The 24,260-nt window shown below is 73.4% G+C and carries 22 protein-coding genes and 1 pseudogene; 8 read left to right on the plus strand and 15 right to left on the minus strand.

Annotation, left to right across the window (positions count from 1 at the left end):
• Window positions 1-53: 53 nt before the first annotated feature.
• The 7 genes from ACIQVD_RS32120 to ACIQVD_RS32150 all read right to left on the minus strand — a co-directional run bounded on the left by ACIQVD_RS32120 (window position 54) and on the right by ACIQVD_RS32150 (window position 10,617).
• Window positions 54-1,079, minus strand: coding sequence for a LacI family DNA-binding transcriptional regulator (locus tag ACIQVD_RS32120; RefSeq protein ID WP_400689216.1), 1,026 nt, complete (start codon window positions 1,077-1,079; stop codon window positions 54-56).
• A gap of 25 nt (window positions 1,080-1,104) precedes the next feature.
• On the minus strand, window positions 1,105-2,832 hold the full coding sequence (locus tag ACIQVD_RS32125) for a glycoside hydrolase family 13 protein (protein ID WP_402292510.1): 1,728 nt from the start codon (window positions 2,830-2,832) through the stop codon (window positions 1,105-1,107).
• Window positions 2,833-2,883: 51 nt separating this feature from the next.
• On the minus strand, window positions 2,884-3,837 hold the full coding sequence (locus tag ACIQVD_RS32130; RefSeq protein ID WP_400689210.1) for a sugar ABC transporter permease: 954 nt from the start codon (window positions 3,835-3,837) through the stop codon (window positions 2,884-2,886).
• The gene (locus ACIQVD_RS32135) at window positions 3,834-4,784 is read right to left on the minus strand and encodes a carbohydrate ABC transporter permease (RefSeq protein ID WP_400689207.1); all 951 of its coding nucleotides are present in this window, start codon (window positions 4,782-4,784) and stop codon (window positions 3,834-3,836) included. The genes ACIQVD_RS32130 and ACIQVD_RS32135 overlap by 4 nt, the downstream gene beginning before the upstream one ends.
• A gap of 106 nt (window positions 4,785-4,890) precedes the next feature.
• Window positions 4,891-6,174 carry an extracellular solute-binding protein gene (locus ACIQVD_RS32140; RefSeq protein WP_402292511.1) on the minus strand — a complete coding sequence of 428 codons (1,284 nt, stop codon included), beginning with the start codon at window positions 6,172-6,174 and terminating at the stop codon, window positions 4,891-4,893.
• A gap of 314 nt (window positions 6,175-6,488) precedes the next feature.
• Window positions 6,489-7,559, minus strand: coding sequence for an aldose epimerase family protein (locus tag ACIQVD_RS32145; RefSeq protein ID WP_400689201.1), 1,071 nt, complete (start codon window positions 7,557-7,559; stop codon window positions 6,489-6,491).
• Between the two features lie 103 nt (window positions 7,560-7,662).
• Complete coding sequence (locus tag ACIQVD_RS32150) at window positions 7,663-10,617, minus strand: ATP-binding protein (RefSeq protein ID WP_402292512.1); 2,955 nt, start codon at window positions 10,615-10,617, stop codon at window positions 7,663-7,665.
• 271 nt (window positions 10,618-10,888) lie between these two features.
• Between ACIQVD_RS32150 and ACIQVD_RS32155 the strand changes: the two genes are divergently transcribed.
• A complete protein-coding gene (locus tag ACIQVD_RS32155) occupies window positions 10,889-11,932 on the plus strand; it encodes a hypothetical protein (protein ID WP_402292513.1) in 1,044 nt (347 codons plus the stop codon).
• Window positions 11,933-12,002: 70 nt separating this feature from the next.
• On the opposite strand, the gene ACIQVD_RS32160 is transcribed toward ACIQVD_RS32155, so the two are convergent.
• Window positions 12,003-12,359: an SHOCT domain-containing protein gene (locus ACIQVD_RS32160; protein WP_402292514.1), complete on the minus strand. Its 357-nt coding sequence runs from the start codon at window positions 12,357-12,359 to the stop codon at window positions 12,003-12,005.
• Window positions 12,360-12,366: 7 nt separating this feature from the next.
• The gene (locus tag ACIQVD_RS32165; protein ID WP_402292515.1) at window positions 12,367-12,795 is read right to left on the minus strand and encodes a DUF6325 family protein; all 429 of its coding nucleotides are present in this window, start codon (window positions 12,793-12,795) and stop codon (window positions 12,367-12,369) included.
• A 206-nt stretch (window positions 12,796-13,001) separates the two neighbouring features.
• On the opposite strand from ACIQVD_RS32165, the gene ACIQVD_RS32170 reads away from it, so the two are divergent.
• Window positions 13,002-13,328, plus strand: coding sequence for a hypothetical protein (locus tag ACIQVD_RS32170; protein ID WP_100835497.1), 327 nt, complete (start codon window positions 13,002-13,004; stop codon window positions 13,326-13,328).
• 51 nt (window positions 13,329-13,379) lie between these two features.
• On the opposite strand, the gene ACIQVD_RS32175 is transcribed toward ACIQVD_RS32170, so the two are convergent.
• Both ACIQVD_RS32175 and ACIQVD_RS32180 read right to left on the minus strand, forming a co-directional pair.
• Window positions 13,380-14,609 (minus strand): serine hydrolase domain-containing protein, encoded by a 1,230-nt coding sequence (locus ACIQVD_RS32175; protein ID WP_402292516.1) that lies wholly within the window; start codon window positions 14,607-14,609, stop codon window positions 13,380-13,382.
• A gap of 74 nt (window positions 14,610-14,683) precedes the next feature.
• Entirely contained in the window at window positions 14,684-15,043 is a 360-nt protein-coding gene (locus tag ACIQVD_RS32180; protein WP_400689181.1) for a hypothetical protein, read from the minus strand.
• Window positions 15,044-15,164: 121 nt separating this feature from the next.
• Here ACIQVD_RS32180 and ACIQVD_RS32185 point away from each other — a divergent pair, with 121 nt between their 5' ends.
• The 3 genes from ACIQVD_RS32185 (at window position 15,165) to ACIQVD_RS32195 (ending at window position 19,281) form a co-directional block, all read left to right on the plus strand.
• On the plus strand, window positions 15,165-15,737 hold the full coding sequence (locus ACIQVD_RS32185; protein ID WP_402292517.1) for an NUDIX hydrolase: 573 nt from the start codon (window positions 15,165-15,167) through the stop codon (window positions 15,735-15,737).
• Window positions 15,738-15,843: 106 nt separating this feature from the next.
• Window positions 15,844-16,635, plus strand: coding sequence for a TetR/AcrR family transcriptional regulator (locus ACIQVD_RS32190; RefSeq protein ID WP_400689178.1), 792 nt, complete (start codon window positions 15,844-15,846; stop codon window positions 16,633-16,635).
• Between the two features lie 96 nt (window positions 16,636-16,731).
• Window positions 16,732-19,281: a hypothetical protein gene (locus tag ACIQVD_RS32195; RefSeq protein WP_402292518.1), complete on the plus strand. Its 2,550-nt coding sequence runs from the start codon at window positions 16,732-16,734 to the stop codon at window positions 19,279-19,281.
• Window positions 19,282-19,387: 106 nt separating this feature from the next.
• Here the strand turns inward: ACIQVD_RS32195 and ACIQVD_RS32200 are convergent, their stop codons facing one another.
• Entirely contained in the window at window positions 19,388-19,714 is a 327-nt protein-coding gene (locus ACIQVD_RS32200) for a hypothetical protein (RefSeq protein ID WP_400689172.1), read from the minus strand.
• A 398-nt stretch (window positions 19,715-20,112) separates the two neighbouring features.
• Between ACIQVD_RS32200 and ACIQVD_RS32205 the strand changes: the two are divergent.
• The 3 genes and pseudogenes from ACIQVD_RS32205 to ACIQVD_RS32215 form a co-directional block, all read left to right on the plus strand.
• Window positions 20,113-20,505, plus strand: a pseudogene (locus tag ACIQVD_RS32205) (cellulose binding domain-containing protein); the annotation flags it as partial.
• A gap of 148 nt (window positions 20,506-20,653) precedes the next feature.
• On the plus strand, window positions 20,654-20,878 hold the full coding sequence (locus tag ACIQVD_RS32210) for a hypothetical protein (protein WP_402292519.1): 225 nt from the start codon (window positions 20,654-20,656) through the stop codon (window positions 20,876-20,878).
• A gap of 331 nt (window positions 20,879-21,209) precedes the next feature.
• A complete protein-coding gene (locus tag ACIQVD_RS32215) occupies window positions 21,210-21,389 on the plus strand; it encodes a hypothetical protein (RefSeq protein WP_402292521.1) in 180 nt (59 codons plus the stop codon).
• A 602-nt stretch (window positions 21,390-21,991) separates the two neighbouring features.
• On the opposite strand, the gene ACIQVD_RS32220 is transcribed toward ACIQVD_RS32215, so the two are convergent.
• From ACIQVD_RS32220 to ACIQVD_RS32230, 3 genes are all read right to left on the minus strand, one after another.
• A complete protein-coding gene (locus ACIQVD_RS32220; RefSeq protein ID WP_402292522.1) occupies window positions 21,992-22,681 on the minus strand; it encodes a spermidine synthase in 690 nt (229 codons plus the stop codon).
• Window positions 22,682-22,754: 73 nt separating this feature from the next.
• Complete coding sequence (locus tag ACIQVD_RS32225) at window positions 22,755-23,612, minus strand: amino acid ABC transporter permease (RefSeq protein WP_400689157.1); 858 nt, start codon at window positions 23,610-23,612, stop codon at window positions 22,755-22,757.
• On the minus strand, window positions 23,609-24,253 hold the full coding sequence (locus ACIQVD_RS32230) for an amino acid ABC transporter permease (RefSeq protein ID WP_111554309.1): 645 nt from the start codon (window positions 24,251-24,253) through the stop codon (window positions 23,609-23,611). The genes ACIQVD_RS32225 and ACIQVD_RS32230 overlap by 4 nt, the downstream gene beginning before the upstream one ends.
• Between the last annotated feature and the right edge of the window lie 7 nt (window positions 24,254-24,260).

Below are 24,260 nucleotides of genomic sequence, written 5' to 3' on the forward strand. Positions count from 1 at the left end.
TGGTCCTCCCGGGGGCCGCGCCGTGCGGGGCGCCTCCAGCCGTGCGGGGCGCCTCAGCCGTTGCGCGGGCCCGACCCGGTGGAGCCGCGCATCACCAGCTCGGGCTGGAACATGAACTCGGAGCGCTGCGCCGGGTTCCCGCCGACCTCCTCCAGCAGGGCGTCGACGGCGGCGGTGGCCATCGCCTCGACCGGCTGCCGGACGGTGGTGAGCGGCGGTTCGGTGAACGCTATCAACGGGGAGTCGTCGAAGCCGACCACCGAGACGTCCTGCGGCACCGACAGCCCGCGTTGGCGCACCGCCCGGATCGCGCCGAGCGCCATCATGTCGGAGCCGCAGACGATCGCGGTGCAGCCCTTGTCGAGCAGCGCCTGGGCGGCGGCGTGCCCGCCCTCCACGCTGAACAGGGTGTGGTGGACGAGTTCCCCGGCCTGTGCCTCGGTGCGCCCGGTGAGCTGCCGGACGGCGGCCGTGAAGCCCTCGATCTTGCGGAGCACCGGCACGTACCGCTGCTGGCCGACCGCGAGGCCGATCTTCTCGTGGCCGAGTTCGACCAGGTGCTGGACGGCCATCCACATGGCGGCCCGGTCGTCCGGGGAGATGAACGGCGCGGCGATCTTGTCGCTGTAGCCGTTGATCAGCACGAACGGGACCTGGCGGCCGGTGAGTTTGGCGTACCGGTCGTGGTCGGCGGTGGTGTCGGCGTGGAGGCCGGAGACGAAGACGATGCCGGCGACGCCGCGCTCCACCAGCATCTCGACGAGTTCGTCCTCGGTGGAGCCGCCCGGGGTCTGGGTGCAGAGCACCGGCGTGTAGCCGTGCCGGCTGAGCACCTGTTCGATGACCTGGGCCAGGGCCGGGAAGATCGGGTTGCTGAGCTCCGGGGTGATCAGGCCGATCAGCCCGGCGCTGCGCTGGCGCAGCCGGGTGGGCCGCTCGTAGCCGAGGACGTCGAGCGCGGCCAGCACGGTCTGCCTGGTGGTCGCGGAGACGCCCGCCTTGCCGTTGAGTACGCGGCTGACGGTGGCTTCGCTGACCCCCGCCTGCGCCGCGATGTCGGAGAGTCGCGCCGTAGTCACGATCCCAGAGCCTATTGCAACCACGTCAGACCGCCCACCACGCGGTGCTGTCGGCCGGGAGTTCTACGCCGTTCTCCGCAGGGCCGGTCTCGGCGGAGGCGAGCAGCAGGCGGCCGGGGGCGGGGATCCGGACGCCCTCGCCGGTGGTGTTCACCGTGCACACGAAGGAGCCCCGGGCCGAGTCGCGCCGGAAGGCCAGCACGCCCTCGGGGGCGGGCAGCCAGCCGACCTGGTCGCCGGCGCCGAGCGCGGGCTGGGCGCGGCGGACGGCGAGCGCGGAGCGGTACAGCTCCAGGGTCGAGGTCGGGTCGCCGGTCTGGACCTCGACCGACAGGCCGGCCCACTCGGCGGGCTGCGGCAGCCAGCTGGGGCCGCCGGGGTTGGGGCCGAAGCCGTAGGGGGCCTCGGTGCCGGACCACGGGATCGGGACGCGGCAGCCGTCGCGGTAGCCGTCCTGGCCGGCCTGCCGGAAGAAGGACGGGTCCTGGCGGACCTCGTCGGGCAGGTCGGTGACGTCGGGCAGGCCGAGTTCCTCGCCCTGGTAGAGGTAGGCGGAGCCGGGCAGCGCGAGCATCAGCAGGGTGGCGGCGCGGGCCCGGCGCAGGCCGAGGGCGCGGTCGCCGGGGGTGCGGATCTGGGTGCCCAGGCCGGGCGGGTTGGCGAACCGGGTGGCGTGCCGGGTGACGTCGTGGTTGGAGAGCACCCAGGTGGTGGGGGCCTGCACCGGGCGCATCGAGTCGAGCGAGACGTCGATCACCTCGCGCAGCGCGGCGGCGTCCCAACCGGTGCCCAGGTACTGGAAGTTGAACGCCTGGTGCAGCTCGTCGGGGCGGACGTAGTTGGCGGTGCGCTGGACGGTCGGGGTCCAGGCCTCGGCGACGCCGATCCGGTCGCCGGGGTACTCGTCGAGGATCTGCCGCCAGCTGCGGTAGATGGCGTGCACGCCGTCCTGGTCGAAGAACGGCATGACGTCGTTGCCGAGCAGCTTGAGCTGGTCGTGGCTGCCGAGGTCGGGCAGGCCGGGGGCCTTGACCAGGCCGTGGGCGACGTCGATCCGGAAGCCGTCGACGCCCATGTCGAGCCAGAACCGCAGGATGGAGCGGAACTCGTCGGCGACCGCCGGGCTGTCCCAGTTGAAGTCGGGCTGCTCGGGGGCGAACAGGTGCAGGTACCAGTCGCCGGGGGTGCCGTCCGGGTTCGCGGTGCGGGTCCAGGCCGGGCCGCCGAAGATGGACTCCCAGTCGTTGGGCGGCAGTTCGCCGTCCGCGCCCTGGCCGGGGCGGAAGTGGTAGCGCTCGCGCAGCGGGGAGCCGGGGCCCTCGCGCAGCGCGCGCTGGAACCACTCGTGCTGGTCCGAGGAGTGGTTGGGGACGAGGTCGACGATGATCCGCAGGCCCAGCTCGTGGGCGTCGCGGATCAGCGCGTCGGCGTCCAGCAGGGTGCCGAACATCGGGTCGACGGCCCGGTAGTCGGCCACGTCGTAGCCGGCGTCGGCCTGCGGGGAGGCGTAGAACGGCGAGAGCCAGACCGCGTCCACGCCCAGGTCGCGCAGGTAGGGCAGCCGGGCGCGGATGCCGGGCAGGTCGCCCATGCCGTCGCCGTTGCCGTCGGCGAAGCTGCGCGGGTACACCTGGTAGATGACCGCGTCCCGCCACCAGCCGTCTCTGGCGGCGTCGTTCGCGGCAGTCGTCCGGGCGGCGGGAACGGCGGCGGGAACGGCGGGCCCGGAGGCGTCGGCCAGGTTCTGGGTCATTGGACGGTCATCCCTTGGAGGCGGTGGAAGTGGCGTGGGAGGTGGCGGTGCTCAGGACTTCGCGGCGCCGGCCGTCAGGCCGGTGACCAGGTGGCGCTGCACCAGGTAGAAGACGACCGCGGCGGGGATGGCGATGAGCACCGAGGTGGCGGCCATCAGCTGCCACTGGTGGTCGTGCTCGCTGACGAACGAGGACAGGCCGACCGCCAGGGTGTACTTGTCGGACGAGAGCATGAAGGTCGAGGCGTAGGCGACCTCGCCCCAGGCGGTGAGGAAGGAGTAGAACGCCGCCACCGCCAGGCCCGGGCGGGCCAGCGGCAGGATCAGCCGCCAGAAGGTGCCGATCGGGGAGAGCCCGTCGACCCGGCCGGCCTCGTCGATCTCCACCGGGATGGTGTCGAAGTAGCCCTTCAGCAGCCAGGCGCAGTAGGGCACGGTGGTGGCCGAGTAGACCAGGATCAGGCCGGTGTAGCTGTCCAGCATGCCGAGGTTCGACAGGATGTAGTACATCGGCACGATCAGCACCGCGATCGGGAACATCTGGGTGACCAGCAGGGTCCACATCAGCTGGCGGTAGCCGGGGAAGCGCATCCGGGAGACCGCGTAGCCGGTGGAGGCGGCGATCAGCACGCCGATCACGGTGGTGCCGGCGGCCACGATCGCCGAGTTGCCGAACCAGGTGAAGAACCCGGTGTCGTCGATCACCTTGCCGTAGTTGGCGAAGGTCATCTTGTCGAAGATCTTCGCCGGGTGCAGGTAGTCGTTGTCGTCCGGCCCGAGCGAGATGTACGCGATGTACAGCACCGGGAAGAGCGCGATCAGGCTGGCGACGGTCAGGGCGCCGTGCGCGAGCGCGGCGGCCAGCGGGGAGGACTGGCCGCGCCGCCGGACCTTGGCGGGGCGCTTCGCGGGGGCCGCGTCGGCGGCGGGGCGGTCGGCGGTGAGTGTCATGGGGCTGCCTGCCTGGTCGGGTTCCTCGGTCTGGTGGGCGGTCTCGGTGCTCATCCGTTGGCCTTCTCGTTCCGGGCCAGCCAGCGGCGGTAGAAGCTGGTGAAGACGACCAGGATCGACAGCAGCAGGATCCCGTAGGTCGCGGACTGCGCGTAGTCGGAGGGCTGTTGGCCGAAGCCGAGGCGGTAGGCCCAGGTGACCAGGATCTGCGCGTCGGGGGCGCCGGAGCCGAACAGCAGGAAGATGACCGCGAACTGGTTGAAGGTCCAGATCACGCCGAGCAGCACGACGGTGGAGGAGACGGTCCGCAGGCCGGGCAGGGTGACGTGGCGGAAGCGCTGCCAGGGGCTGGCGCCGTCCATCTCGGCGGCCTCGTACAGCTCGCCGGGGATCGACTGGAGCCCGCCGAGCAGCGAGATCATCATGAACGGCACGCCGACCCAGGTGTTGACCATGATCGCGGCGGCCTTCTGCGCCAGCGGGTCGGAGAGCCAGGCGGGTTCGGGCAGGTGCAGGAAGGACAGCAGTCCGTTGACGGCGCCGCCGTCGGCGAGCATCAGCCGCCAGGAGAAGACGGTGACGAAGGTCGGCACCGCCCAGGGCAGGATCAGCACCAGCCGGTACAGGCCGCGGCCGCGCATCTTCCGGTTGAGCAGCATCGCCAGGGCCAGGCCGATGGTGTAGTGCAGGACGACGCAGATCGCGGTCCAGGCCACCGTCCAGATGAAGTGCGACCAGAAGCGATCGTACGCGGTCGGCCCCCACAGCACGTCCGCGTAGTTGTCCAGCCCGACGAAGTCGAAGCTGTCGGGGATGTGGTTGACGCCGATCTGCCGGCCGACGTTGAGGCTGGTGGCGTTGGTCAGGGTCAGGTAGATGCCGCGCACCAGCGGGTAGCCGACCAGCACCCCCAGGACGATCACGACCGGCGCGATCATCGCGTACGCGTACCAGTACTTCGAGTACGACAGCCTGATGCGCTGTACGACCGCAACTGCCATGGGTTGACACCTTCTCCGGGAGGTCCGCCGCCTGCCTCGGCGACGGCTGGGGGTCTGGACGGGTCCGCCCGGCCCACCGTCAGGTGTGGGCCGGGCGGCCGATCTCCTACTTGGTGAAGTCCGGGAGGAGCTTCGCGTAGTCGGTGGCGGTGGCGTCCAGGCCGGCCTTGGTGTCGCTCTGGTCCTGGACGATCTTGCCGAGGTTGGTGCCGAAGGAGCCGAACAGCGAGGCGTACTCGGGCAGTTCGGGGCGCGGCTGGGCGGAGGTCAGGATCGCCTGGAAGTCCGCGATGCCGGGGTTGGCCTTGACCTCGGCGGTGTAGGCGTCGCTGCGGGTGGGCAGGGTGCCGTTCTTCAGCGCGAGGAAGGTCTGGCTCTCGGCGGAGGTGAGGAACGCGGCGAGCTTCTCGGCGGCGGCCTTGTGGGCGGCGTCGGAGCCGGCGTAGACGGAGACGTTGTGGCCGCCGGTGGGGGCGCCGCCCTTGCCGGTGGAGCCGTTCGGGACGGCGGCGATGCCGAGGTTCTTCGGGTCGGCGAACGCGGCGCCCTTGTAGACGTTGGTGACCTCCCACGGGCCCTGGATGATCGCCGCGACCTTGCCGCTGTTGAAGGCGTCCATCATGTGCGCGTAGGCGTCGGTGGTGACGTCGGCCTTGACCGTGCCGGGCGAGGTGAACATCGACTTGTAGGTGTCGACCGCCTTGACGGCCTCGGCCGAGTTGACGGTGATCTTCTTGCCGGCGGCGTCCACCATGTTGGTGCCCTCGCCGTACAGGAACGGCATCGCGTAGTAGCCGTCCGCGGCCTTCAGCCAGAAGCCGTCGACGCCGGCCTTCTCCTTCAGCTGGGCGGCGTCGGCCTTGAGCTCGTCCCAGGTGGCGGGGGCGGCGGTGATGCCGGCCTTGGCGAAGAGCTCCTTGTTGTACATCAGGGCCAGGGTGTCGGTGACCAGCGGGACGCCGTAGGTCTTGCCGGCGTACTTGGCCTGCTGGATCAGCGAGGGCTGGAAGACGGAGGCGTCGGTCAGCGCGGGGGTGCCGTCCAGCGGCTCCAGGTAGCCGGCCTTGGCGAAGGCGGAGGTCCAGCCGACCTCGGAGCGGAAGACGTCCGGGGCGCCCTTGGCGCCCATCGCGGTCTGCAGCTTGTTCTGCGCGGTGTCGAACGGCACGTTGACGAAGTTGACCTTGACGTTCGGGTTCGCGGCCTCGAACTTCTTGACCAGTTCCTGGTAGTTGGGCGCCTCGTTGGTGGCGTTCGAGGTATCCCAGTAGGTGATGGTGACCGGTCCGCCGTCGCCCTTGGCGTCCGAGCCGGAGCCGCTGCTGCTGCAAGCCGCCATGGTGACTGCGAGAGCCGCAACGAGAGCGGAGGCCGCGATGCCACGCCGCATGGAAACTCCTTGAAAGGTGGGGGTGCCCGAGAGGGAGGAGGACCGCGCATAATGGCTGTCCCGAGCCGACTGCGCCGTTGCGGCCGTCGGGCTTGAGCAGGAACGTAACAGCGCGGCAACCGGGACTGAAAGTCCTTGCAGCAAGTTTCTGCAAGGCGACGGGGATCGTTACGTCCACGTGTCCTTAGAGTTGCCGCCGCGCGTCTTGACCATCCGTCGCCTTGCGGAAACTCCTTGCAGTCGGCCGGCCCCCGGACGTACGGAGAAGGCCCCCGGGAGCAGCGCTCCCGGGGGCCTTCTCGAGGCTCGGACGGTCAGCCGTCGGTGCCCAGCCGCAGCACGGTGGTCGAGCGGAACTCCTGCCCCGGCCGCAGCTCGGTCGACGGGTAGGACGGCTGGTGCGGCGAGTCCGGGTGGTGCTGGGTCTCCAGCGCCACCCCGGCGTACGGGCCGTAGGCCGTGCCGGACGGGCCGGTGACCGAGCCGTCGAAGCCGTTCGCGGTGTACACCTGGAGGCCCGGCTCGGTGGTCAGCACCTCCAGGGTGCGCCCGCTGCCCGGGTCCGCCAGCAGCGCGGCCCGCACCGGCGGCCCGTCCGCGGGGCGCTCGCGCAGCACCCAGTTGTGGTCGTAGCCGCGGGAGGACTTCAGCTGCGGGTGCTCCTCGGCGATGCCCGCGCCGATCGGCCGGGCGGTGGTGAAGTCGAACGGGGTGCCCGCCACCGGCTCGTACGGGCCGTACGGGATCTGCCGCTCGTCCACCGGCGTGTACGCGTCCGCGTCGAGGGTCAGCAGGTGGCCCAGCACGTCGCCGCGGCCCTCGCCGGCCAGGTTGACGTAGGCGTGGTTGGTCAGGTTGACCACCGTCGGCTTGGTGGTCACCGCCCGGTAGGAGACGGTCAGCTCGGAGCCGGCGAGCGTGAAGTCGACCCAGACGTCCAGCGCGCCCGGGAAGCCCTGGTCGCCGTCGGGCGAGTGCAGGTGCATCCGCACCCCGCCGGGGATCTCCTCGGCGTCCCACACCCGGTGCGCGAAGGAGTCGGGGCCGCCGTGCAGGGTCACGCCGCCGCCGGTGGGCAGCAGCGGGTGGTCCTCGCCGTCGACGGTGATCCGGCTGTCCGCGATCCGGTTGGCGTACCGGCCGACGGTGGCCCCGTAGTGCTTGGCCGGGCCGAGCAGGGTGCCCACGTCCCGGCTGGTGAGCAGCAGTTGGGCCGGGTTGCCGGAGCGGTCCGGGGCGGTCAGGGTGTGCAGCGCGGCGCCGAGGGTGATCACGGTCGCCTCGACCGGGCCGGACCGCAGCGTCCAGCGCTCCAGCCCCATCCCGGCGCCGGAGTGGTCGTACGGTGCCCGGTGCACCTCGGTGGGCGCGGCCGACGCGGTCATGGGACTGCTCCTCAGTTCGTGATCACCCTGCCCGGTCAGCGTAGCCCGACCCGGCGCGCGGACCGGCGACCCGCCCCGCGCGCCGACAGGATCGGCCGAACCGTCAGTCGGGCTGCCCGGGGCCGTCGGCGGGCAGCCCGAGGGCGTCCGCGAGCCCCTCCGGGCCGGTGCCGAGCTTGCGGTGCACGGCGGCCAGCCGCTGCTTGACGATCCCCAGCGGGATGCCCAGCTCCTCGGCGATCCGCTGCGGCGGCAGCGGCCGGACCGCGAGCCGGGCCACCTCCAGCTCGTGCGGGTTGAGGGTGTCCTTGGCCGGGGCCAGCGGGCGGCTCGGCTGCAGCCCGGCCGAGGAGAGCACGTTGCGGGCCCGCACCTCCAGCCCGTCCGCGCCGCAGTGCTTGGCCAGCTCCATGCCCTGGTACAGGTGTTCCGCGGCCTCCAGGCTGCGGCCGACCTGCACCAGCGCCGCGCCCAGGTCGACCAGGGCGTGCGCGTGCTCGTAGCTGGCCGGGGAGCGGCCCAGCCAGCCGACCGCCTCCTGGAGCAGCTCGACGGCGTGCGCGCCCTCCCAGACGCTGGCGGCCAGCCGCAGCGCGGTGCCGATCGCGGACGGCGAACCGGACACCTTGGCCCGCTCCACCGCGTCCTCGCCGTTCTTGCGGGCGGACGGCAGGTCCTGGTGCGCCATCGCCACCGCCAGGTAGCCGGCCCACGGGGCGTGCACGGTGGAGCGCCAGCCGCGCTTGTCCAGCCGGGTGCCGGTCTCGGCGAGCACCTCGACGGCCATCCCGTAGTCGCCGCGGGAGATCAGCAGCTTGCCGTAGATGGTGGCCACGTCGGGCAGCAGCAGCGCGGTCTGGTGGTAGGGCGGCAGGAAGCGGTACTTGACCGCGATCTCCCACGCCTCGTGGTCGCGGCCGCGGGCCAGCAGGGTGTCGATCAGCGCGCCGACCAGGTTCCAGGTCAGCGGCAGGCCGGCGCCCATCCGGTCGGCGATCCGCAGGCCCCGGCGCAGGAAGTCCTCGGCCTCCGGGAGGAAGCCGCGGCGCAGCCGGGCGTAGCCCATCAGGAAGTAGGCGAACCCGCGGTGCGCGCCGCTCCACCCGGCGATCTCGAACTCCAGGATGGCGGAGCTGAACAGCTTCTCGGCGCGGGCGAGTTCGTCGTTGTAGGCGAAGCACAGGCCGAGCAGCGCGGGCAGTTCGAAGTTCCAGGTGGTGTTGGTCCAGCCGAGGCCGCGCGGCAGCCGGCCGTCGACCAGGGCGTCCTCGGCGGCCCGCAGCGCCTCGGTGGCGCTGCCGCCCTGGAGCGTGAGGTCCCAGGCGTACAGCGCGCGGACCGGGCGGGCCACCTCGCTGTCCGGGTCGACCTCGGCGACCAGCCGGCGGACCCGCGCGGCGCGCCCGGGCCCGTCCTCCTCGTCGCGTTGCAGGGCGGTGTAGAGCAGGTGGGCGACCAGCAGCCGGACCCGGCCGGGGCCCTCGGGGGCGCGCTCCGACTCGTCCAGGCAGAGCGCGGCGGCCGCGCTCAGGTCGCCGCCGTGGGCGATCACCTCGGAGAGCCGGAACACCGCCTCGACCCGCAGGTCGGGGCTGAGGCCGTCCTCCATGTCGATGGCGCGGCGCAGTTGGTTGGCGGTGGCGCCGGGGTCGGTGAGCAGGCTGGCGCAGGCCAGCTCGTACAGCACCTCGGCCTGGTCCTCCTCGTCCGGCGGCTCGTTCAGGGCGCGCTCCAGACAGCGGCGGGCGGCCTCGGGGGCGCCGATGGCCAGGTTCTCGGCGGCGGCCCGGCGCAGTTTGCGCACGATGACGTCGTCGCCCTCGCCGGGGTGGGTCTCCAGCAGGTGGCGGGAGGAGGAGAGCAGCGAGCCGCCGCTGTTCTCGATCGCGGTGGCGGCCATGCCGTGCATGCCGGTGCGGACGGCGGGCGGGATCGACTGGTAGATCGAGGTGGCGATCAGCGGGTGGACGAACTCCAGCCTGCCGTTGGGCTGGCTGGTGAGGACCCGCATCCGGCGCAGCACCTGGATCGACTCGGCGGCCTGCGCGGGGCCCTGCCCGCAGATCGTGGCGGCCAGCTCCTCCTTGATCTCGGTGCCGAGCAGCGCGGCGGCCCAGGCGAAGCGCAGCACGGTGGTGCCGAGCTTGTCGAGCCAGTAGTCCCGGCCCTCGCCGCGGGCGGCCGCGGCCAGGTCGCGCAGCCGGGGCGAGTTCTCCTCGACCGGTTCGAGGTTCTGGTCGCGGACCTCGCGCAGCAGCGCCACCGTGTCGTACGGGGCGCCGGCGGTGACCGCCCAGACCTGGCGGCAGAACGCGTCGTCGGCCTCGGCGAACTCGCCGTGCACGATGGCGGCCACCGAGACCGGGTTGAGCGGCAGCAACTCGTGCTTGCGGGCGGCCCGTTCGTGGATCTGCTGGGCCAGCGCGCGGGCCTCGTCCTCGAACTCGTGCCGGTAGGCGAAGACCAGCAGCACGGGCAGTTCGCGGGCGCGCACCGCGAAGGACGCCAGCCAGGTCAGCGACTCCTGGTCGACGGCGTGCAGGTCGTCGACGATCACCACCAGCGGGGCGCGCCGGGGCGCGAGCTGGGTGATGACGAAGTCCAGTCCGTCGCGGACGCTCTGCGGGTCGATCCGCTCGACCTCGTCGGACGGCGGGGCCAGCCCGATGGCCGGGGCCACGATGTTGTGCCAGCTGCCGAACACCTCCTCGACCTCGGCCTCGTCCAGGTCGCTGAGCACCGGCAGGAGCAGTTGCCGCAGCACCCGGAACGGCTCCCGGCGCTGGCGCTCGCTGCCCCGGGCGAACAGCACGGTCGAGTCCTGGCGGGCACCGGCGATCCGGCGGACCTGCTCCAGCATCGAGGTCTTGCCGATGCCGGGCGAGCCGGAGAAGACCAGCAGCTCGCCGATCTTCAGTCCGCCCGCGGCGAATTCGCGGCACAACCTGTCCACGGCCTGATCGACGGAACGCAGTTCCTGATCGCGCTCCCAAAGCCGCTGACCGACCGCGTCCGCGGCGGCCTCCCACTCCTGCGGCCCGTTCTGCTCTTCGGCCACGTCCGTCCCTCCGCCTCGCCGTCCGGCACTCCGTTCCCGACCTTAGCGCCGTCGCGGGCCGCGCGGGCGGCGTTCGCGCAGGCAGGGGTACCTGACGCAGGGTTAGACGGCGATGCCCGGGGCAAATCCCTTACCAGCCATGACATCTGACGATCCGATCGGATAACTTTCAGACCACAAAGGTGTAGTCGATCTTCGCCGGGGAAGGCCATCGCCGGGACCGCGCACCCTGATCGGCGGCGCACCGGAAACAGGCTGCACTGGAGACACGTTGGCTGCAATACCCCCGCTCTTCTGCCCCATCCCGTCCGGCCTGCACCCCGATCACGAAGCCGTCGGCAAGAGCACCGAACTCTGGCTCGAAACGATGGGCTTCGCCGCGGACGCGGAACGGCGGCGCCGTCTCCTCGCCATCGGCGCGCACGAGTTCGTCTGCCGGATAGCCAAGGACGCGGACGGCACCACCGGGCTGGAACTGGTCTCGCAGTGGCTGTGCAGCATGCTCACGCTGGACGACGAGTGGGACACCGGCAGGCTCAGCCGGGACCCCTCCCGTGTACTCACCATAGCAGCCACACTACTGGCTGTTATCAATTCGCCGAATTCCCACCCGGACGAGACCGACCTCTACGTCGCCTCGGTGCGCGACGTGTTCGCCCGGGCCCGCGACTGGGCCCCCGCGCTGTCGGTCAAGCGCTGGGCGGACAGCCAGCTGGAGTCCTTCATGGGCGCCGCCGCCATCGTCGCCTACCGCACCGAGCGCCGGCCGATGACGCTCTCCGAGTACCTGACCATCGGCCCGCTGGACCGCGGCAGCCGCTCCTGCATCGAGATCATCGAGGTCTGCGAGCGCACCGCCGTCCCGCAGTCCCAGCTGGACTCGCCCCGGGTGCACGCGCTGACCGAGGCCGCCAAGTTCCTGGTGCTGGTCTCGGCCGACGTCTACTCCTTCCGCCGCGAGGACGATCACGGCGCGCTGGAGAGCAACATCGTGGACGCGCTCCAGCGGCACCTGGGCTGCGGCCGGGAGCAGGCCCTGCTGGAGGCCGCCGCCCTGCACGACCGCACCATGTGCCTGTTCCTCCGCCTCGCCGACCGCACCTCCCGCCGGGCCGGGGCCGAACTGCGGCGCTACATCCAGCAGTTGTCCAACCTGGTGAGCGGGAACCTGGAGTGGGGCTTCACCTCCGCCCGCTACACCGAGCGCGCCCCCGGGACGCTCCCGACCGCCGAACGCGCCGAACGGCCCGCCGACGGCCGGCTCACCCCGCCGCCCTACCCCGAGATCGCCTGGTGGTGGGACCAGCTGTGGTGACGGCCGGCCCCGACGGACCGCTCCGGGCGCTCCCGGCGCTCCGGGCACCGTGCAAGCCGTGACGCGCCGCTCAGGCCAGCAGCCTGGCCTTCGCCGCGGCGAACTCCTCCGGGGTGAGCAGCCCCTGCTGCACCAGCTGCGCCAACCGGGTCAGCTGGTCCGCCACGTCCTCGCCGCCGGGGGCGGGAGCGGCAGCGGCGGGAGCGGCGGGCACGGGTGCCGGCGCGGCCTGCTGCTGCGGGGCCCGGTCCTGCTCGGCCCGCAGCTCGGCGATCGCCTCGTCCTGGCCCCGCTCGTCGGCGGCCCGCCGGGCCCCGGCCCGGCCCGCGGCGTACGCGGCGCCGCCCACCACCAGCCCGCGGGCCAGCGGACGGCCCACCGGGCGGACCACCCGGACCGGCCGGATCGGCCTCATCGGTCGGAACACGCCGTCCTCACTCTCCCGCCGCGACGCGCGCCTCGGCGGCGCGGACGGCCTCTTCGATGTTCTCCGGCGGGATGCGCACCCCGGAGGCGATCCGGCCGCCGACCGCGCGCAGCGCCGCGGCGGCCTCCTCGGCCCACAGGTGCTCGACCAGCACGATCAGCGCCGCGCTGCCGGGCTCCAGCAGTTCGGCCGCCTCCTGGGCGTCCTCCGGCCCGATCAGCGGCAGTTCCGCCCCGTCCGGGCCCGCGACGCCCCGCAGGTGTTCGAAGTCGGTCAGCTCCCCGTAGGTGGCCTCGCCCTCGGCGTCCCGGACGACCGCCAGCGAGTCGATCACCCGGACCCCGGCCGCGTCCCGCAGCCGGGCCAGCACGTCGGCCGCCTCGGCGCCGACAGCCGCCTCCGGGAAGGTCAGGACGAGCAGTTCGGCCGGTCCCATCAGGGGCCTCCTTCGGTGGGCGAATTCCCGGTGTCCCTCGTGTCGCGCATGTCGGGATCAGACCACACGGATGCCGGAGGGGCGCGGCACGCCACGCGGTCGGCGGACCGGCCCGGGCTCCGGGTGGCCCAAGGCGGCTGGCGGACGGCGGCCCGCCGTGGTCCCGTCGAGGCAGGACCAGATCCACCGTCAAGGAGCCATCCGCCATGACCATCGCCGTCGACAAACTCTCCGACCCGGCCGTCCGCCGCCTGCTCGGCGCCGTCAACTCCGGTGACCGGGACGCCTTCTTCGCCGCCCTGACCGAGGACGCCACGATGTCCGACGACGGCTCGGAGCGCGACCTGGCGGACTGGGTGGACCGGGAGATCTTCTCCTCGCACGGGCACATCGAGGTGCAGACCGAGAAGTCCGGCGGACGCGCCGTGGTCGCCGACTACCGCAACGACACCTGGGGCGAGATGCGCACCGCCTGGCGCTTCACCGTCGCCCCGGACGGCCGGGTCAGCCGCTTCGAGACCGGCCAGGCCTGACGCCCGACCCGGCCCCGCGCCGTCCGTTTCGTCCGCTCCCGGGCGCCGGTCTCAGCCCCGCTCCGCCAGGCACCGCCGGACGGCGGCGATCAGCGCCCGGGAGCGGACGTCCCCGGTGACGCCCGGCTGCATGCCGTTGGTGACGTAGCCGAAGCCGATGCCCAGCTCCGGGTCGGCGAAGCCCAGCGAACCGCCCCGGCCCGGGTGGCCGAAGCTCGCCGGGGAGGCCATCGGCGAGGTGCCGCCGTGCCGGAAGAAGCCCTGGCCGAAGGCGGTGTTGACGATCAGCACCCGGTCCGGGCCCTGCACCGAGGGACCGGCCGCCTCGGCCAGCGTGCCGGGCTCGAACAGCGCGGGCAGCCGCTGCCCGGGCGCGTCGGCCCGGTCGGCGGCGCCGATCAGCGCCGCGTAGAACCGGGCCAGCGAACGGGCGGTGCCGATCCCGCCCGCGCCCGGCACCTCGACCGCCTGCACCGCCGGGTCGTTCAGGTCCACGCTGCTGCGCACCGCGCCGAACGAGCGGGCGGTCAGCGAGTGCGGGTCCCGGTAGGCGTCCAGTACGGACTGCTTGGGGCGCATCCGCATCCCGCCGGGCGCGAGCCGGGCCGCCTCCGGCGCGGGCAGGTCGACCAGCCGGCCGACCCGGCCGGCCGCGGCGGGGGGCAGGCCGATCCACAGGTCCAGGCCGAGCGGGGCGGCGATCTCCTCCGCGAAGTACCGGCCCACGCTGCGGCCCCCGGCCCGCCGGACCACCTCGCCGACCAGCCAGCCGAAGGTCAGCGGGTGGTACCCGTGCGCGGTGCCGGGCTCCCAGGCGGGGGCCTGGGCGGCGACGGCCGCGGCGGCCGGCTCCCAGGCCAGCACGTCCTCGACCCGCAGCGGCACGTCCAGCGCGGGCAGCCCGGCCTGGTGCGAGAGCAGCCAGCGCACCGGCACCCGCCCCTTCCCGGCCTGCGCGAACTCCGGCCAGTACGAGGCCACCGGCGCGTCCAGGTCGAGCAGCCCGCGCTGCGCGAGGTGCAGCGCGGCGGAGGCGGTCAGCCCCTTGGTGACGGACCGCAGCACCTGCGCCGTCCCCTCCCCCCAGCCGACCGCCGGGGCCGGCCGGGCCCCGACCTCCGGCCGGGCGTCCCCGCCCCACAGGTCGACCACCTTCCGCCCGTCGAGGTACAGCGCGAAGGCCGCGCCCAACTCCCCGTACTCCCGGAAGTTGCCCGCGAAAGCCTCCCGGACCGGCTCGAACCCGGCCGCCGCGAACCCCTGGATCTGCTGGTTCTCCACCCTCCCACCCTAGACAACCGCGCTCCCCCGCGATCACTTCGCGGTCCTCCGGGCTCCTCCGGGTCGCTCCCGCGTCACTCCACCGTCCACCCGATGTGCCCGATGCCCGAGGAGTAGACGGCGCAGTGGCCGGAGGACTCCTCGGTCCGGCCCGGCAGGGCCGTCACCGAGTTGCCCGTCACGTCCGGCGCCCAGCCGCAGACGATGTCGGCGTGGAAGGTGACCGGGGAGCCGGTGTTGTTGGTGCAGTCGACGCCTCCGTACAGCGGGTCGTTGTGGTGGATCCAGGTGGTGCAGTCCAGGCCCGAACGGACCGACTCGACGGCGGCCCCGACCCGGGCCGGGGCCGGGGCCGGGGCGGCCGAGGCGGGCAGCGCGGTGCCGAGCGCGACCAGGGCGGCGGCGACGGACAGGGCGGCGGCGCGGTTCTTCAACTCTGCTCCTCGGAGGGGTTCCTGACGTTCCGACCGGGTCATTCCCGGGCCGATCACTGCGCATACCAACTCTTTCGGGTGACACCGCCGCGGACCGCCGGAGCACGCCACAATGGCGGACATGGACACTCCCGCCACCGGTCCGGCCACCGACTCCGACGCCGGCCCCTTCACCGGCCCCGCCACCCACCCCGACGAGATCCTCGACGTGGTCGACGAACAGGACCGGGTGCTGCGCACCGCCCCCCGTTCCGAGGTCTACCGCGACGGCCTGATCCACCGCTGCGTCTTCGTCCTGGTCCGCGACCCGCGGGGCCGGATCTTCACCCACCGCCGCACCGACACCAAGGCGTTCGCCCCCGGCGCCCACGACTGCTTCGTCGGCGGCGTGGTCGGCGCCGGCGAGAGCTACCCCGAGGCCGCCGTCCGGGAGGCCGAGGAGGAGCTCGGCGTCACCGGCATCCGCACCCGCCCGCTGTTCCGCTTCCTCTACACCGACGGCGACCGCTACAGCTGGTGGTCCGACGTCCACGAGGCCGAGTGGGACGGCCCGGTGCACCCCCAGGAGTCCGAGGTCGCCTGGTACGACTGGCTCACCGAGGAGCAGCTCGCCGAACGGCTCACCGGCTGGGAGTTCGTCCCGGACGGCCGCGAGGCGTACCGCCGCTACCTGGAGCGGCGCGCCACCGCTTGACCGCCGCCCGTCCCGGCCCGCCGCCCCGGTGGCGCTGCCGACGCTCCGGCCGCTCCCCGGGCCCTCGTCGCCCACCCGCCGGGCCCGAAGAACTAGGGTGGGCCGCATGGCTTCCCGTACGCCGCCCGCGGCCCCCCTCGCGGAGGAACAGCGTCCCGCCGCCCGCGCGCCCCGGCGGCGGCTGAGCGTCGACGAGCGCCGCGAGCAGCTGATCGCGGTGGCGCTCCAACTGTTCTCGGACCGCGCGCCCGAGGACGTCTCGATCGACGACATCGCCGCCGCCGCGGGCGCCTCCCGCCCGCTGGTGTACCACTACTTCCCGGGCAAGCAGGCCCTGTACGAGGAGGCGCTGCGCCGGGCCGGGCGCGAGCTGGCCGGGCGGTTCGAGGAGCCCGGCGAGGGCCCGCTCTCCGAGCGGCTGTACCGCGTCATGGGCCGCTACCTCGACTTCGTGCAGTCCCACGCGGCCGGTTTCACCGCCCTGCTGCGCGGCGGCTCGGTCGCCGCCAGCCCGGACGCGGACGCCGTCATCGACCAGGTCCGGCGGGCCGCGCAGGAGCAGATCCTGCTGCACCTCGGCGTCCCGGCGCCCAGCCCGGCCCTGCGCCGGACCGTCCGGGCCTGGATCGCCAACGCCGAGATCAGCTCGCTGGACTGGCTCTCCGACAGGCCCGTCCCGGTCGAGACGCTCCAGCTCCAGCTGGTCCAGGAGCTGGTCGCGGCGCTCGCCGTCACCGCCACCCGCGACCCGGAACTGGCCGCCCTGCTCGGCGAGTTCTTCGCCACCGAACGCCCCGACGGCCCGACCGCCCGGCTGCTCCGCGACCTCGCCGCGACCTTCGCCGCCCCCGCCCTCACCGAGTCCCTGTTCCGGCTCGCCGCCCCGCCCGCCCCCTGACCTCCCGTCGCCCCCGGCCAACCCACCGTCCGCGCCGTCGCGGTCTGATAAGAATTGGCTGAACTGTCCACACCCGAGAACGAGGGGGCTCGGCGAATGACGCAGGACGGCTTCGCCGCCGCAGACCGGATCACGGCCACGCTGGACGCGGCGTGCGCCGCACTTCTCGGCAGCCGCGCCACCCACTACCAGGCCGACGCGCTCACCGCGTTCCGCCGCTCCGAACACCCCGCCGCCAAGGCCCTGTTCGGCCTGCGGATCAGCCAGATCGGCCCCGGCCTGCTCGCCGTGCCCCGGCTCGGCACCGTCGTCGAGGTGTCCGGCAACCGCCGTCCGAACGCCGCCGCCGGCCGCGAGGCCGTCCCGGTGCTGGCCCAGCGCTACGGGGCGTCGGCGCTCGGGCTGACCGACGTGTCGGCGGCCTCGGCGCTGCGGCTGTCCGCCGAGCCGGTCGGGCTGGACGAGGAGGGCGTGGCCGGGTTCACCCGGGCGCTCGCCGCGCTCGCGGAGCCGAGGACGACGGTGGCGCCCGACGAGCTGCCGACCGGCTCGGGGGTGGAGGCCCGGCTGGTGGTGCCGCCCGCGTTCCACACCCTGACCGTCCGCGGCTCGGGCAACGCGCTCTCCGCGCACCTGGCGGAGACCGCCGAGGAGGTGTTCTCGGGCGGCACCCCGGCCGAGCGCAACGACTTCGCGGTGGTCGCGGCGATGCTGGCCGAGCGGTTCGCGGCGGCGGACGTCGCGTACGCGGGTGTCGGCGCCCTGCTGGTGAACGGCCGGCGCTCCCGGGTGTCGCTGGTGGTGTCGACCGTCCAGTGCGCCCAGCCGATCCAGGACCTGGCGGTGGACCTGTCCACCGAGCGCCCGTACGCCGAGGTGTGGACGGTGCTGCTGCCGTCCGGCCCGGCCGCGCTGCTGGTGGAGACCCGGGCCGTCCCCGCGCTGAAGGAGCTGCGGGACGGGAGCCCGAGCGGCCGGGTGGTGAGCACCGCGGTCGAGGCGTTCCTGCCGATGCCGGACGGGGCCACCGTGCTGACCGTCCAGCTGACCACCTCGGACACCGAGGACTGGGACGTGTACACCGAGGTCTTCGCGGACCTGCTCTGCACGGTCCAACTCGCCTGGGACGGCGTGGCGGTGGCCCCGACGCCGGTCCCGGTGGGCCGGACCGTCCCGGCCCAGCCGCCGGCCACGCCCGCACCCGCGACGGTGCCCGCGCAGGCCGCCGCCCCGACCCCCGCCCCGACCGCGCCGACGGCCCCGCCGGTGTCCCCTCCGGTGCAGGCCCCGACGCCGGTCGCCGCGCCCGAACAGCCCGACAGCCCGTCGGGGACGGCGGTACGGGTACCGCCCTCCGACTTCAACCCGTTCGGCACGCCGGCCCCGGGCGACCTGCCCGCCCAGACCACCGCCTCCCCGGTGCTGGCCTCCACGGACGCGTTCGCCGCGCCCGCCGCCGCCCCGGCCGCCGAGGAGCGGGAGGAGGCGGACCCGACCAAGGGACGCCTGGTCAACGTCCCGCCCCCGGACTTCAACCCCTTCGCTTCCGCGGCCCCCAGCGCCCCGGCCGCCCCCGCGGCTCCGGCTGCCACCTCCGACCCGTTCGCGGGCAGCGACCCCTTCGGCGCCCCGGCCCCCGCACCCGCCGCACCGGAACCGACCCCCGAACCGGAACAAGCCGACCCCACCAAGGGCCGACTCGTCAACGTCCCGCCGCCCGACTTCAACCCCTTCGCTGCAACCACCGCCCCCGCGACCCAGGCCCCGGCCGCCGAGGAGCCGGAGGAAGCCGACCCGACCAAGGGCCGCCTGGTCAACGTCCCGCCCCCGGACTTCAACCCCTTCGCCTCCGCGGCCCCCGCCGCCCCGGCCGCCCCCGCGGCTCCGGCTCCCGCCGCCGACCCGTTCGCGGGCAGCGACCCCTTCGGCGCCCCGACCCCCGCACCCGCCGCACCGGAACCGACCCCCGAACCGGAACAGGCCGACCCCACCAAGGGCCGACTCGTCAACGTCCCGCCGCCCGACTTCAACCCCTTCGCCGCAACCACCGCCCCCGCCACACCGGCCCCCGCCACCGAAGAGCGGGAGGAAGCCGACCCGACCAAGGGCCGCCTCGTCAAGGTCCCCCCGGCCGACTTCAACCCCTTCGCCTCCGCAGCCCCCAGCGCCCCGGCCGCCCCTGCGGCTCCGGCTCCCGCCCCTGCCCCGGTGGCGCCCGCCCCGCGTCCGGCCAGCGCCGACCCGTTCGGGACGACGCTCTCCTCCGAGCCGTCCGACCCGTTCGGCACCGTGGCCACGCCGTCTCCGAGTGCCCCGGCCGCGAACATCCCGCCGCGTCCGAGCGCCCCGCCCGTGGTCCCGGCCCCGGCCGCCCCGGCGGAGCCGGCGGACCCGACCAAGGGGCGGCTGGTCAACGTCCCGCCGCCGGACTTCAACCCCTTCGCCGCAGCTGCTCCCGGCAGCACCACCGCCGCCGAAGCCCCCGCCGAGGAGCCGGAGGAGGCCGACCCGACCAAGGGCCGCCTGGTCAAGGTCCCGCCGCCGGACTTCAACCCCTTCGCCGCAGCGGCTCCGCGCGCCAACGCCCCGGCCCAGCCGCCGGCCCAGACCCCGCCGCCCCCGCCCGCGAGCAGCCCCTTCGGCTGATCCCGCACCCGCCCCACCGAACGGCGAGCCGGTCCCCGGCTCGCCGTTCGCCTTTCCGCCGACCCGCCGACCCGCCGCCCCGTCAGCCGGTCAGCCTGCCAACCCGTCAGCCGGTCTCCACCGCCCGCCGGTCGTCGACTTCCTCGGCGAGCGAGGCCATCCGGTAGAGCGCGACGAAGTAGCCGGTGGCGTACGAGTCGGCGGCGACGGCGGGCAGCAGGTCGGAGAGGAGGGCGAGGCGCTGGCTCAGGTGCTCACGGTGGCGGGGGGCGAGCGGGCCGTCGAGGGCGGCGGCGGTGCAGGCGGTGAGGGTGGTGGCGAGGGTGAGGAGGCACGTGCCGCCGGGTTCCCGGTCGTGCCAGCCCGGGGGGAACCGCAGGGCCTCGAACTCCGCCAGGAGTTGTGCCAACAGTTCGATCTCACGTTCGAGCATGCCAATGATCATGCCGCACCCACCGGCTCGATGGGAACGCGTGTCACACACATCACCCTCACGCACTCCCCGCCCCCGCCCGCGTCCTGCCCGTCCTCCCCCGCGACCGCGCCGCCGGAGGACCCGCCGCTCAAACCCCCGACTCCCGTCCCCTTGCGGAAACTTCGGCATGGTACAGACCCATTGCCATTCCATTACCTGATCCCTACCCTCCAATGACACAGGACCTCCCGGGCTCCCCGACGGCCGAGGAGTCCCCTCCCGCGCCCGCCCGCCGGGGCTCCGGCCGGGTCGCGGCCTGCCGTCCGCACCTGCACGCGCACCTCTCCTCCCCCACCGGCAGTGGAGCGGTGCCGCGCGCGCCCCGCGCGGCGCCGCTCCCGGGCAGGAGCCCCTTCATGCGCAGACGTCGGTACCGCCTCCCCCTCCTCGCCGCCGACAGCCTCCTCGCCCCGCTGCCGACGGTGTCCCTACCGGCCGGGGCCGCGCACGCGGCCGAGCCCACCGCGGTCTTCCACCAGGACCAGGACCAGAACCGAGGCACGGGTTACGGCGGCGGCTACACCGTCACCACCGCTGGCAGCGCCGCCATCAACGGCTGGACGCCGGAGTTCGACCTCCCCGCGAACCGCACCCTCGGCGCGCGGTGGAACGCCACGTACACCGGCGCGGCCTCGCACGTCACGGTGAAGAACCCGAGCTGGCAGCTGCAGATCGCCCCCGGTACCTCCTACGACTTCGGCTTCAACGTGGCCTACTCGGGCCCGTACGCCGAGCTGCGGAACTGCAAGCTGAACGGCCGGCCCGTGCGACGGCGGTGGCGGCGACACCCGGCCGCCGACGATCCCGGCCGACGTCACCGCGTCCCAGTCCGGCACGGGCCGGGCCACGCTCTCCTGGACGGCGTCCACCGACGACGTCAAGGTCGCCGGGTACGACGTGTACGAGGGCGCGGCCAAGCTGTCCACGGCGACGGGCGACGGCACGGCGGTGACGCTCACCGGCCTGGCGGACGGCCCGCACACCTGCACGGTGGTCGCGTTCGACCCCTCGGCCAACCGCTGGGCGGCCTCCGCCCCGGTGACGCTCACCATCGTCCCGCCGCCGGACACCGTGGCCCCGTCCGTCCCCGCCCCGCCACCGCGGCGACGGTCTCCGGCCTGACCATCGGCTACTTCACCCAGTGGTCGGTGTACGCGCGCGGCTACAGCCTGAAGAAGCTGGACACCTCGGGCAGCGCCGCGAAACTCGACCACCTGAACTACGCGTTCGCCCACATCCACCCGTCCACCAAACAGTGCTTCCCCACCAACAAGGCGGCGGGCAACGACTCCGACCCGAACGCGGGCGACGGCGCGGGTGACGCCTGGGCGGACTTCGGGCGCGGCTGGGACGCGGCCACCTCGGTGGCGGGCACGACCGACACCTGGGACCAGCAGCTGGCCGGCAACTTCAACCAGCTCCGCAGCTCAAGGCCAAGCACCCGCACCTCAAGGTGCGGATCTCGTTGGGCGGTTGGTCCTACAGCAAGTGGTTCTCCGACGCGGCGGCCACCGACACCTCGCGCAAGGCGCCGGTCTCCTCCTGCATCGACCTGGACTGGGAGCGGCCGAACTCGGAGGGCCACCTCGGCAACGTCGTCCGGCCCGCCGACAAGGCCGACTACACCTGCTAACCCAGGAGTTCCGCCGCCAGCTGGACGCCCTCGGCGCGAGCACCGGCAAGCACTACACGCTGAGCGCCTTCCTGCCCACCGACCCGGCGAAGAGCACCGCGGGCATCGACGCCCCGGGCCCGTTCGGGGCGTTCGACTTCGCCGCCGGCGACCCCTCCGCCCCGGACCGGTGCTTCAGCTCCGAGATCGCCATCAACGCGTACGTGAACGGCAGCGCCCCGAAGTCGGAACTGACGCTGGGCGTCCCGTTCTACGGCCGCGGCTGGACGGGCGTGCCGCGCGGCAGCACCAACGGCCTGCTCCAGCCCGCGACCGGCCCCGCGCCAGGCAGCCACGAGAACTACCACACAAGCTCAAGTAGCTTGCCACGACAGGTGGTTACACCCTCTACCGGGGCCCGGTGGCCGGCCGCTCCTACCCCCACAACGGCACCGTGCTCTACACCTACGACGACCCGACCGAGATCACCCGGAAGGCCAACTGGATCAAGGAGTAGGGCCTCGCCGGGGCGCTGGTCTGGCCCTTCGACGGCGACACCGCCAACAGCGAGTTGATGACCGCCATCGCCAACGGGCTCAACTAGCGCATCAATTGACGGATAGTCAGGCGCGGCATGCCAGGTGCACCACATCGGGCACGCCGCGCTCGACCGGCACCTCCTCGGTCCGTACGCCGGTGAACCCGGCCTCCCGCAGCGCCCGTTCGAAGGCGGCGGACGGCTGGGCGCTCCACACCGCCAGCACCCCGCCGGGGTTGAGCCGGGCGGCGGCGGAGGCCAGCCCGGCCGGGGCGTACAGGCGGCCGTTCTCGGTGCCGACCGTCCAGTCGGGGCCGTTGTCGACGTCGAGGCAGAGCGCGTCGTAGCGCTCCCCGTCCCGCCCGAGGTACTCGACCAGGTCGGTGTGCAGCACCTCCACCCGGGGGTCGTCCAGCGCCCCGGCGGAGAACGCGCCGAGCGGGCCGGTGCGGTGCCAGTCGATGATCGCCGCCTCGCGCTCGACCACCGCGATCCGCGCCCAGCGCGGCTCGGCGGCGGCGTGCGCCAGCGAGAAGCCGACGCCCAGCCCGCCGATCAGCACGCTGGGGCGCTCCACCGCCGCCAGCCCGTCCAACGCGGCCCGCACCAGCAGCCGTTCGGAGCGGCCGTCGACGGTGTCCATCAGGAAGCAGCCGTTCACGATGACCTCGCAGTGCTCCCCGCGCCGCCGCAGCACCACCTCGCCGCTCGCGCTCTCCCGCCGGTCGAGCACTTCGGCCTCGGACAGGCCCTGGCGGCTGGGCAGCACGGACATGCGGCAACTCCTGGGAAGGTCGGCACCGGTCGTTGACCCACTGACCCTAACCGACCCGGCCGGTCACCGTGGGCTACCCCTGCGGATCGGGCGTGAACCCGGCCGGCGCGACCGGCGCACCGCCCTTCACCTTCGGGCTGCGCCGCCCGCGCCGCTCCAGCCACTTGGCGAACCAGGAGAGCAGCAGACACATCCCGATGTAGACCGGGGCGATCACCATGACCACCGGGATGAACGGCAGGTCGTAGTCGAGGTTGGTGGCGATCAGCTTCCCGGCGTGCAGGAACTCCTCGTAGGTGATCAGGAACCCGAGCGAGGTGTCCTTGAGCGCCACCACCAGCTGGCTGACGATGGTCGGCAGCATCGCCCGGTTCGCCTGCGGCACCAGCACGTACGCCATCACCTGGGTCTTGCGCAGCCCCAGCGCGTACGCCGCCTCCCGCTGCCCCCTGGGCACCGCGAGCACCCCGGCCCGGAACACCTCGGCCAGCACCGAGCCGTTGTACAGCGTCAGCCCGGCGACCAGCGCCCACATCGGCGGCGCCTTGAGCGCGACGAAGATGAAGAAGATCATCACCAGCAGCGGCATCGCCCGGAAGAACTCCACCACCACGGTGGAGACCCAGCGCACCACCCGGTGCTCGGAGAGCCGGCCGGCGGCGAACAGCGCGCCGAAGGGCAGCGCGAACAGGGCCGTCCAGCCGAAGGCCTTCAGGGTGTTGGCCAGGCCGCGCAGCAGCAGTTCCTGAACGCCCTTGTACTCGAAGGGCATCCACTTCTGGTACGTGAACTGCTGGGTGTGGAACAGCATGTAGACCACCCAGCCGATCACCGCGACGATCAGCAGCAGCGCCAGCCACCCGTACAGCCGGTGCCGGGCCAGCGCCTTCGGGCCGGGGACGTCGTACAGCGCGGAGGACTCCACCGTCATCGGGACACCGCCACCCGTCGTTCCAGCAGGTTGAACAGGGCGCTGATCGCCAGCGTCAGGACCAGGTACCCGAGCGCGATCCAGACGAAGGTCCAGACGATGCTGTAGCCCAGCTCGTTGAGGGTCCGGTAGGTGCCGAGCAGTTCGACCACGCTGAACGACCCGGCGATCGCGGTGTTCTTGGCCAGCGCGATCATCACGCTGCCCAGCGGGGCGACCACCGCCCGGTACGCCTGCGGCAGGATCACCAGGCCCAGCGTCTGGGTGAAGGTCAGGCCCAGGCTGCGGGCCGCCTCGCCCTGCCCGACCGGCACCGTGTTCACCCCGGAGCGCAGCGTCTCGCAGACGAACGCCGAGGTGTAGCAGCCCAGCGCGAGCACCGCGAAGGTGAAGAACGGCAGCGTGATGTCGAACCGGGGCAGGCCCAGCACCACGATGAAGAACAGCAGCGTCAGCGGCGTGTTGCGCAGCACCGTCACCCACCCGGTGCCGAACGCCCGCAGCGGCTTGACCGGCGACACCCGGAAGCCCGCGACCACCACCCCGAGCACCAGCGACAGCGCCGCGCTCACCAGGGTCAGCCACAGCGTGCCGAGGAACCCGTGCCAGTACGTGGACCAGTTGTCGGTCAGGACGTTCACCTGTCCT

Origin of the sequence: Kitasatospora sp. NPDC090308 (assembly GCF_044769485.1) — a bacterium.
Taxonomy (GTDB): domain Bacteria; phylum Actinomycetota; class Actinomycetes; order Streptomycetales; family Streptomycetaceae; genus Kitasatospora; species Kitasatospora fiedleri.

What these genes read in the sequence shown, in the direction of transcription:
- ACIQVD_RS32125 (WP_402292510.1), bottom strand. Translation starts at nt 2,832, where the DNA reads ATGACCCAGAACCTGGCCGACGCCTCCGGGCCCGCCGTTCCCGCCGCC.
- ACIQVD_RS32130 (WP_400689210.1), bottom strand. Translation starts at nt 3,837, where the DNA reads ATGAGCACCGAGACCGCCCACCAGACCGAGGAACCCGACCAGGCAGGC.
- ACIQVD_RS32135 (WP_400689207.1), bottom strand. Translation starts at nt 4,784, where the DNA reads ATGGCAGTTGCGGTCGTACAGCGCATCAGGCTGTCGTACTCGAAGTAC.
- ACIQVD_RS32140 (WP_402292511.1), bottom strand. Translation starts at nt 6,174, where the DNA reads ATGCGGCGTGGCATCGCGGCCTCCGCTCTCGTTGCGGCTCTCGCAGTC.
- ACIQVD_RS32145 (WP_400689201.1), bottom strand. Translation starts at nt 7,559, where the DNA reads ATGACCGCGTCGGCCGCGCCCACCGAGGTGCACCGGGCACCGTACGAC.
- ACIQVD_RS32165 (WP_402292515.1), bottom strand. Translation starts at nt 12,795, where the DNA reads ATGGGACCGGCCGAACTGCTCGTCCTGACCTTCCCGGAGGCGGCTGTC.
- ACIQVD_RS32170 (WP_100835497.1), top strand. Translation starts at nt 13,002, where the DNA reads ATGACCATCGCCGTCGACAAACTCTCCGACCCGGCCGTCCGCCGCCTG.
- ACIQVD_RS32185 (WP_402292517.1), top strand. Translation starts at nt 15,165, where the DNA reads ATGGACACTCCCGCCACCGGTCCGGCCACCGACTCCGACGCCGGCCCC.
- ACIQVD_RS32190 (WP_400689178.1), top strand. Translation starts at nt 15,844, where the DNA reads ATGGCTTCCCGTACGCCGCCCGCGGCCCCCCTCGCGGAGGAACAGCGT.
- ACIQVD_RS32195 (WP_402292518.1), top strand. Translation starts at nt 16,732, where the DNA reads ATGACGCAGGACGGCTTCGCCGCCGCAGACCGGATCACGGCCACGCTG.
- ACIQVD_RS32200 (WP_400689172.1), bottom strand. Translation starts at nt 19,714, where the DNA reads ATGCTCGAACGTGAGATCGAACTGTTGGCACAACTCCTGGCGGAGTTC.
- ACIQVD_RS32220 (WP_402292522.1), bottom strand. Translation starts at nt 22,681, where the DNA reads ATGTCCGTGCTGCCCAGCCGCCAGGGCCTGTCCGAGGCCGAAGTGCTC.
- ACIQVD_RS32225 (WP_400689157.1), bottom strand. Translation starts at nt 23,612, where the DNA reads ATGACGGTGGAGTCCTCCGCGCTGTACGACGTCCCCGGCCCGAAGGCG.